The sequence below is a fragment of the Streptomyces sp. NPDC048415 genome (genome assembly GCF_040651675.1).
GTDB lineage: Bacteria > Actinomycetota > Actinomycetes > Streptomycetales > Streptomycetaceae > Streptomyces.
This window is the reverse complement of record NZ_JBEZKJ010000180.1, coordinates 1-7687: the sequence shown is the minus strand read 5'-3', so window position 1 is coordinate 7687 and position 7687 is coordinate 1. Positions and strand designations below refer to the sequence as shown.

The 7687-nt window shown below is 68.7% G+C and carries 8 protein-coding genes and 1 pseudogene; 3 read left to right on the top strand and 6 right to left on the bottom strand.

Annotated elements, in window-relative coordinates; genetic code table 11:
- The 3 genes from AB0D27_RS44645 to AB0D27_RS44635 all read right to left on the bottom strand — a co-directional run.
- A partial coding sequence (locus AB0D27_RS44645; protein WP_362521210.1) for an AAA family ATPase occupies nt 1-1827 on the bottom strand: 1827 nt, incomplete at its 3' end.
- Nucleotides 1828-2034: 207 nt separating this feature from the next.
- Nucleotides 2035-2238: a hypothetical protein gene (locus tag AB0D27_RS44640; RefSeq protein ID WP_028802434.1), complete on the bottom strand. Its 204-nt coding sequence runs from the start codon at nt 2236-2238 to the stop codon at nt 2035-2037.
- 381 nt (nt 2239-2619) lie between these two features.
- Nucleotides 2620-2901, bottom strand: coding sequence for an acylphosphatase (locus AB0D27_RS44635; RefSeq protein ID WP_362521207.1), 282 nt, complete (start codon nt 2899-2901; stop codon nt 2620-2622).
- Between the two features lie 155 nt (nt 2902-3056).
- On the opposite strand from AB0D27_RS44635, the gene AB0D27_RS44630 reads away from it, so the two are divergent.
- On the top strand, nt 3057-4016 hold the full coding sequence (locus AB0D27_RS44630) for a CAP domain-containing protein (RefSeq protein WP_362521204.1): 960 nt from the start codon (nt 3057-3059) through the stop codon (nt 4014-4016).
- 20 nt (nt 4017-4036) lie between these two features.
- On the opposite strand, the pseudogene AB0D27_RS44625 reads toward AB0D27_RS44630, so the two are convergent.
- Nucleotides 4037-4236 (bottom strand): annotated as a pseudogene (locus AB0D27_RS44625) (site-specific integrase); the annotation flags it as partial.
- A gap of 963 nt (nt 4237-5199) precedes the next feature.
- On the bottom strand, nt 5200-5799 hold the full coding sequence (locus AB0D27_RS44620) for a flavodoxin family protein (RefSeq protein WP_362521201.1): 600 nt from the start codon (nt 5797-5799) through the stop codon (nt 5200-5202).
- A gap of 129 nt (nt 5800-5928) precedes the next feature.
- Between AB0D27_RS44620 and AB0D27_RS44615 the strand changes: the two genes are divergently transcribed.
- Nucleotides 5929-6363: a helix-turn-helix domain-containing protein gene (locus tag AB0D27_RS44615; protein WP_362521198.1), complete on the top strand. Its 435-nt coding sequence runs from the start codon at nt 5929-5931 to the stop codon at nt 6361-6363.
- Here AB0D27_RS44615 and mutM read toward each other — a convergent pair.
- Entirely contained in the window at nt 6360-7220 is an 861-nt protein-coding gene (gene mutM, locus AB0D27_RS44610) for a bifunctional DNA-formamidopyrimidine glycosylase/DNA-(apurinic or apyrimidinic site) lyase (RefSeq protein ID WP_362521195.1), read from the bottom strand. The two genes, AB0D27_RS44615 and mutM, sit on opposite strands and share 4 nt — an antisense overlap.
- Nucleotides 7221-7483: 263 nt before the next feature.
- Here mutM and AB0D27_RS44605 point away from each other — a divergent pair.
- On the top strand, nt 7484-7687 hold a 204-nt coding region (locus AB0D27_RS44605), incomplete at its 3' end, for a hypothetical protein (RefSeq protein ID WP_362521193.1).

The window sequence follows — 7687 nt, the reverse complement described above, 5'->3', positions numbered from 1 at the left end:
GCCCGCGGTCCCCGCCGCGGACCGCGCACCGTCGGCGGGGCGCGCCCCAGCGTGGTCGGGCCTGCCGGGGCCGGCGCCATGCGCCCCGCGCTCGCGCGGCTCATCCGGGGCCCCCGCCAGCAACAGGGCCGCCCGGCCGGCGTCCTGCTTGCGCAGGAGGCGGATGGCGTCCGCCGCCGAGGCGGGCGTGGTGACCGCGATCGCGTCGGCGGCGGCGCCGAACGCGGCGGCCAGCGCGACTTCGAAACCGGGGGTGACAGAGAGCAGCTCGGCCGCGGGGCCGAGGAGGCCGGTGAGGCGGTCCCGCGCACCGAGCAACGCCCCCGTACCGTCCTTGCGGCGCAAGCCGAGGGCGAGCGCCTCGTGGCGGGCCTGGGTGGCGGCGCGTCTGCGTTCCGCCGCGGTGGTCGCCTCGCGGGCAGCGCTCAGCGCGGCCTCGGCCTCGGACAGTGCCCGCCTGGCCGCCTCGTGCCGCTCGGTCAGCTCGGCGTCGCCCGCGTCGAGGCCGTCGACCTCGGCCTTCAGCTGCTCGTACTCCTCCTGGGCCACGACCGCGCGCTCCTGCGCCTCGTCGCGGGAGGAGGCGAGGCGGTCGATCTCGGCCTGCGCGGAGGCGGCGCGGGAACGGGCCGCGTTGACCTGGCCGCCGAGGCGGGCGAGACCCTCACGGCGGTCGGCGATGGCGCGGGCCACGTCTCTCAGGCGACGCTCCTCGACGGCGAGCTCACGCTCCAGCTCGGCGCGGTGCGCGGCGGTGTCCTCGAGGGCACGCTGCGCCGCCTCCAGGGCCGCTTCGAGTTCGGCCTCCTGCTCACGGATCCGCGCGGCCTCTCGCTCCATGTCCTCGGGGTCCCGCCCGCGCCGCTCCTCAGGGGGCACCGACGTGGCGCTCTTCACACGCGCGTCGGCCAGCGAGATCGTGCCGCGCACCCGCTCGGCGAGCTGCGAGAGGTCGTACCAGGTCTGCTGCGCCCGCTGGAGGCGCGGCGTGAGCTGACGTACCTCGTCCTCCAGGAGGGCCTCCCGCTGGAGCGCCTTCTTCAGCTCGGACTCGGCGGCTTCCTTGCGTTCCTTGAGCGCGGCCTCGTCGGCGATCTCGGTCTGCAGCGCCTGCCGCAGCCGTACGAGATCGTCGGCGAGCAGGCGCAGGCGGGCGTCGCGCAGGTCGGCCTGGATGACGGCGGCGCGCCGCGCGACGGCGGCCTGCCTGCCGAGCGGCTTCAACTGCCGCCGCAGCTCGTCCGTGAGGTCCTGGACACGGGCCAGGTTCGCCCGCATCGCGTCCAGCTTCCGCAGCGCCTTCTCCTTGCGCTTGCGGTGCTTGAGAACGCCCGCGGCCTCCTCGATGAACGCGCGGCGGCCCATCGGATCGGCGTGCAGGACGGAGTCGAGCTGGCCCTGGCCGACGATGACGTGCATCTCGCGGCCGATACCGGAGTCGGACAACAGCTCCTGGATGTCGAGGAGTCGGCAGGTGTCACCGTTGATCTGGTACTCGCTGCCGCCGTTGCGGAACATGATCCGCGTGATGGTGACCTCGGCGTACTCGATGGGCAGCGCCCCGTCGGAGTTGTCGATGGTCAGGGACACCTCGGCGCGGCCCAGCGGGGGACGCCCGGTGGTGCCGGCGAAGATGACGTCCTCCATCTTGCCGCCGCGCAGCGACTTGGCGCCCTGCTCGCCCATGACCCAGCTCAGCGCGTCCACGACATTGGACTTGCCCGAACCGTTTGGGCCCACGACGCAGGTGATGCCCGGCTCGAACCGCAGCGTGGTCGCCGAGGCGAACGATTTGAACCCGCGCAGGGTCAGGGCCTTGAGGTGCACGCCGCCGGACTCTACCTTTCGGGCTCGTCTCACTCCATGAACGCGCGGTTTCACCCATGAACGTGCAGGGCACACCAGACGTTAAAGAGAGTGAAAGAATGCGGGGGAAAGAAAGAAGGGACGCCGAAGAGGCGTCCCTTGCGAATCTGACAACTTAGCGGTTGATACGGGCCGCCCAACCACTGCTGTCGTAGTGCGGTGCAGTGATCAGGTGAGCGCAGGCTCCGCCTGGGGTACGTCGATGCTCTCGAGAAGCGAGTCGTGAGAAGCGGCAGCCGCGAGCGCGTCGTTCTCGGCCTGGATCCGTACGAGCTCGGATTCGAGGTCCTGTACGCGCTGCTGGAGCCGTCGCATCTCGGCGATGAGTCGCGGGTCAGAACCGCCGACGTAACCGAGAAGCGCCTTTGCCATGATGGATGGTCCTCCACACTGAGTGACCGACCGAAGCGGTGTGGGTCGTGAGGGAATCGCACCCGCGATGCTTGACACTGCTGTTGTCCTGCTGCCGTTCCAACATGCCAAACAGCTAAGGTGCGCGGGGCTTTCAGCGTCTCACCAAAAAGTTTGACGGTCAACACGATCACGCCCCGTATTGGCGGGCAACCCACTGTCGCGCGGCCCTGGAACGGCTGCGCTGCGACTCCTGCGGGGCCCTCAGGGCGTGGAGATCATCCTTATTCCGGGAGCCTGCCACTTCCAGCCGTTCTTGGCAACCACCAGGTCATTTCTGCTTCCGGCAGGTGCCAGAGGCACGCCCTACCGCTTTCCGGCCGGGCCGACGAGCCGTCACCGTCATCGGATGGCGAAGTCGTCGTAGATCCCGCGGGGCGTGTCCCAGATCTCAGTGACTCCCTCTACGCGCCCGGGCGTGTCGTCTCCCTGTAGCCAGTCGAGCAGGCTCTGACACTCGGGCCGAGGTCCTTCCGCGACCACCTGGACCCGTCCGTCGTCCAAATTGAGAGCAAAACCACTCAGCCCGCCGATCTCCAGCGCCTTGGCCCGCGTGAACCAGCGGAAACCCACTCCCTGGACCCTGCCCCGCACCCAGACGACCAGCCGTGCAACCTCGTTCATGGCTGCACGCTAACCGGACAATGTCTCTCGCAGCACTTCCTCCCCTTGCGGCATGGGGTACCGTCCCGACCCAATGAGTCTCATATGAAACTCACTCTTTCGAGTGAGGTTTGACTTGAGAATCGCTGACCGCAAGATCGAGGAAGGCCCAAGAGATGGGACGCCACCGACGCTCCGCCGCCGGCCGCGCCGCCACAGGCCGCGCCACCGGGGTCACGGAAACACACCAGGTCGGCACGGACAGCTACGGTCCGGAGAACCTGTACGGCTACGCCGCAGTCGCCGACCTCCCGCCCACCGCCGCTGCCCGCTCGCACCGCAAGCGGAAGGCGGCACCCGTACGAACGGGTCTGCTCGGCGTCTCGGCGGCCGTGGCACTGGGCACCGTCGCCGTCGCGACCGGTGTGCTGCCCGGCAGCGACAACTACTCGCTCGGCGGCGGCAGCAGCAACTCCGACAATGTGCAGGCCGCGAGCTCCCCGTCCGGCCTGGAGACCCAGCAGGGCGGCACGTCGGGCAGCGCGGACTCCCGCGACGACACCTCGACCAGCCGTGACGCCGGCCGCTCCGCCTCCCCGTCGGCCGCCCCCGCGACGTCGTCGGCCGCGCCGACCACGACGCCTTCGAAGAGGCCCACCGCCAAGCCCAGCAAGACCAAGGCGAGCCCGAAGCCCTCCAAGACCAAGGCCGCCAAAACTAAGGCACCGAAGACCACCGCCCCGGTGACGGTGTCCGCCGAGACCGCGGCCGAGGTCGAGGTGCTCAAGCTGGTCAACGTGGAGCGGGCCAAGGTGGGCTGCAGCCCGGTGGCGGCGAACAGCTCCCTGACGGACCTGGCCCAGGCCTTCAGCGAGGACATGGACGCGCGCGACTTCTTCGACCACACCGACCCGACTGGGCTCAGCCCCTGGGACCGGGCGGCGAAGGCCGGGATAACAACCCTGGGCGGCGAGAACATAGCCCGCGGCCAGACCACCGCCGCAGCGGTGATGGACGCCTGGATGAACAGCGAAGGCCACCGCGCCAATATCCTGAACTGCGACTTCAAGACACTCGGCGTCGGAGCCCACTTCGGTTCGGGCGGTCCGTGGTGGACGCAGGACTTCGGCTACTGAGATAGCCGCGGGTCAGAAGGTTAGGCGCCTTCCTGGGCCGTGTCCGGGCCGTCATCTGTGGGTTCTTCTTCCGTGAAGACACGATCCACGGCGGCCCGGGCCCGGGTCCCGCTCGGGGGCATCAGGTGCGTGTACGTCCGAAGCGTGAAGCCGGGGTCGTGGTGGCCCAGATACTCACTGACAGCCTTGATGCTCTCCCCGTGTCCAGCAGCACCGAGGCGCAACGACTTCGACACGGAGTTCGGGCCCACGAACGTCGAAACCCACGCGGTGAGCACGGCGGTCGAGTGGGAGGACGCGGGGCTCGCCCCAGAGGTAGCCCAGCAGATTGACGCATCGAGCCTTTCGCCCGAGCGGCAGTCACGCTTTCTCCTTGCCGTGGCGCGAGCGCACGCGCAGCGGCGACACGTCGGTGAGGCGACAGCTGCGCTCTTGGAATCCGAGGCTCTCGCGCTTGAACAGATCCACGATCACCACTTGGCCCGTAAGGTCATCCGCGACTTGATCCAGCTCTCTGAACCTCGTGTCCGCGAGTCCCTGCGCGGCTTGGCCGAGCGGAGCGCAGTCGGCTAGCCGATCTTGTTGCAGGTTTCTCTACCTCATCAAGCACCCGTCGTCGCTTCGCTCCTCCGGGCGGCCGCTCCACAGACTGCCCGACGCGCCGCAAGCTTGGGGCCATGATCACTCGCGCCAAAGCAGCTCCCGGCCAAAGTCGCTACGCCGACCTCTCGGGGAACCAACTCTCTGCACATCTTGCGCACGGGATGTTTTCCGCTGTTCCATACATCGCTATGGCACAGCGATCTTTCAGTGGCGAACTCAAGCGCCGCTTCAGCCCGCACCCCACTCAGGTTCCACGAACAAACTGGCAGCGACTCAATCGGGCCAGAACGGACTCAGGATGGCTACTATTGACAGTCAATTTGTCCGTTCTTGTTGTTATTTCTGCGTTTTTTATGTACTCGGCAATATCCGGATCGGGGATTTACTCGACTTTGCTTTACTACGCAACCATCGGTTCGCTTCTCGATGTGATCCGGACGGGTTACGTAATGGTGTGCGTTGCCAGAGGTCGGACAGGCCTGCTGGCGCCAGCAGGCCCGGCAACCTCGCCTGGTGAGAGCCTGCGCCCACGGGGGAGACATACCTGAGCTCGGATGCGCCCGGGGCCTCGCGTAGACGCTTACGCGGCCACCTCGGCCACCGCCACCCGACCCAGCGTGAACACCCGCGCCGTCTCCGCGATCCGGCGGCCGAGGTGTTCGGCCGTGGCGATGTCGGCCTTGTGGACGGTCTCGGGCCCCTCGTCCACGTTGGTCTGTGCGGCGGCGCCGGCGAAGACGCCGAGGCGGTTGAGGTCGTGCTCGGAGGCCGTGGAGCTGTTCCAGCCCGGGTGCAGACCGAGGTTGATCCAGTTCATGCCGTGCTGCGCGGCCAGGATCTGGAAGAACTGCAGGGTGTGCAGCTTGTCGCCGCTCTTGGAACCGGAGTTGGTGAACCCGGCCGCGAGCTTGTCGTGCCAGTCCTGCCCGAACCAGCGCTTCGAGGACGCCTCAGCGAAGACGTGGAAGGCACCCGACGCGGTGCCCATGTACGTCGGCGAGCCGAAGACGATCGCGTCGGAGGCGTCGAGCAGCTCCCACTGAGCGTCGGTGATCTCGTCGACCTTGATCAGGTGGACCTGGGCGCCGACCTCCGCGGCACCGGAGCGCACGGCCTCGGCAAGAACGGCGGTGTGGCCGTATCCGGAGTGGTAGGCGATGGAGACAACGGGGGTCGTCACGGTGCGTACTCCTTGGGGACGAAACGGGCAGCCACGTATGTGCTGCTCACCAACAATAACCAAAGGAAAGCACTAACTTCTAGTTGGTGCAACCTTATGGTTAGCGCTGTCCCAGAGTATGGTGAACGTATGGAACCTGTCGCGCAGACCGCTGAGCGCACCGACGGCGGCGAGGGCACCGCGTGCGCCGAAGGCAAAGACCTCGCGTACAACGTGTTCGCCCGCAGCTGCCCGTCCCGGGGCACGCTGGAGCACGTCACCGGGCGCTGGGGCTCGCTCACACTTGGGGCGCTGCACGACGGCACGTGCCGCTTCAACGAACTGCGGCGCCGCGTCGACGGCGTCAGCGAGAAGATGCTCTCCCAGACACTGCACGCGCTGGAGCGCGACGGTCTGGTGCACCGCGAGGCGCAGCCCACGAACCCGCCGCGCGTGGATTACCGGCTCACACCCCTCGGCCGCGAGGTCTCCGAGCGTCTGCTGACCCTCATCAACTTCGTCGAAGGCCACATGGACGACGTCCTCGAGGCCCGCGAGCGCTACGACGAGACGCGCCCGGCCTAAGCCTTGGCGCGCGGCGGCGGTTGGCAGCGCGGGCAGAAGTAGCTGGACCGGTTCATCCAGGCGCGCCTTCGTATCGGTGTTCCGCACCGTCGGCAGGGCTCGCCCTCGCGTCCGTACGCGTCGAGCGAGCGGTCGAAGTAGCCCGACTCTCCGTTGACGTTGACGTACAGGCTGTCGAAGCTGGTGCCGCCGGCGGCCAGGGCGTCGTTCATGACGTCCCGGACATTGCCGAGGAGTTCGGCGGTGCGCGGCCGGGTGAGGGTTGCCGTGGGGCGTTCGTAGTGCAGCTTGGAGCGCCACAGCGCCTCGTCCGCGTAGATGTTGCCGACCCCGCTGATCAGCGACTGGTCCAACAGCGCGCGCTTGATCGTCGTACGGCGGGCGCGCAGGGCCGTGTGGAACGCCGCGTCGTCGAAGAGGGGGTCGAGCGGGTCGCGGGCGATGTGCGCGATGACGTCGGGCAGGCCGTCCGGGGTGTTCTCGTGCAGGGAGAGCCCGCCGAAGGTGCGCTGATCGACGAAGCGCAGTTCGGTGCCTTGACCGTCCTGGAAGCGGACGCGGACGCGCAGGTGTTTCTCGTCCGGGGTGTCCTCAGGCTGCACCAGGAGCTGGCCGCTCATGCCAAGGTGCGCGAGCACCGAGTACGGGGAGTCCTCGAGGGGCAGCCACAGGTACTTGCCGCGGCGCATGGCCGGTCCGACGCGCTGTCCCGCGAGCGCCTTCGCGAAGCCGTCGGGCCCCGCCAGGTGCCGCCGCACCGCCCGTGGATGCCGCACCTCGACCGTCTTCACGATCCGCCCGCTGACCCAGCGCTCCAAGCCCCGCCGCACGACTTCGACCTCGGGCAACTCGGGCACGGGGTCCTCCGGAGGGGCGGGGTACAGGGCGATGTCCGCAGCGTACCTCGCGGTCAACAGGGGGCGGCCATGCCGTCTTCGGTGGGTGAGGGCGTGAGTTCGGCTCCCTTCGTCCTCCTCGTTGAGGGGATCGCGCAGCTGCCGCCCGCCCCCTATCCATCCGCAAGCGCAGCTCGTCTCCCCTGCCCTGCGCCTTGAGCAGCTACGCGAGCCGGAAGGTCAGTACGGCTCCATTACGGCTCCCCGTCCGCGGACAGGGCCGCGTGCGACGCGTCGGCCGCCGCGATCCACGCCTGCAGGTCGTCCAAGTGGCCGGTGTCGCCAAAGGGTTCGGCCCGCGCTCATGTGCCGCGTACCCGCGCGCCGTCGCCCGGTCGGCGGGTCGGCGGGTCGGCGGGTCGGCGGGTCGGCGGGTCGGCGGGTCGATGTGCAGCCAGAAGGTGAGGGTGGCGCTGCTGCAACCGGAC

Coding starts and splice junctions, on each gene's coding strand:
- AB0D27_RS44615 (WP_362521198.1), top strand. CDS start 5,929: ATGGAACCTGTCGCGCAGACCGCTGAGCGCACCGACGGCGGCGAGGGC.
- AB0D27_RS44635 (WP_362521207.1), bottom strand. CDS start 2,901: ATGAACGAGGTTGCACGGCTGGTCGTCTGGGTGCGGGGCAGGGTCCAG.
- AB0D27_RS44640 (WP_028802434.1), bottom strand. CDS start 2,238: ATGGCAAAGGCGCTTCTCGGTTACGTCGGCGGTTCTGACCCGCGACTC.
- AB0D27_RS44630 (WP_362521204.1), top strand. CDS start 3,057: ATGGGACGCCACCGACGCTCCGCCGCCGGCCGCGCCGCCACAGGCCGC.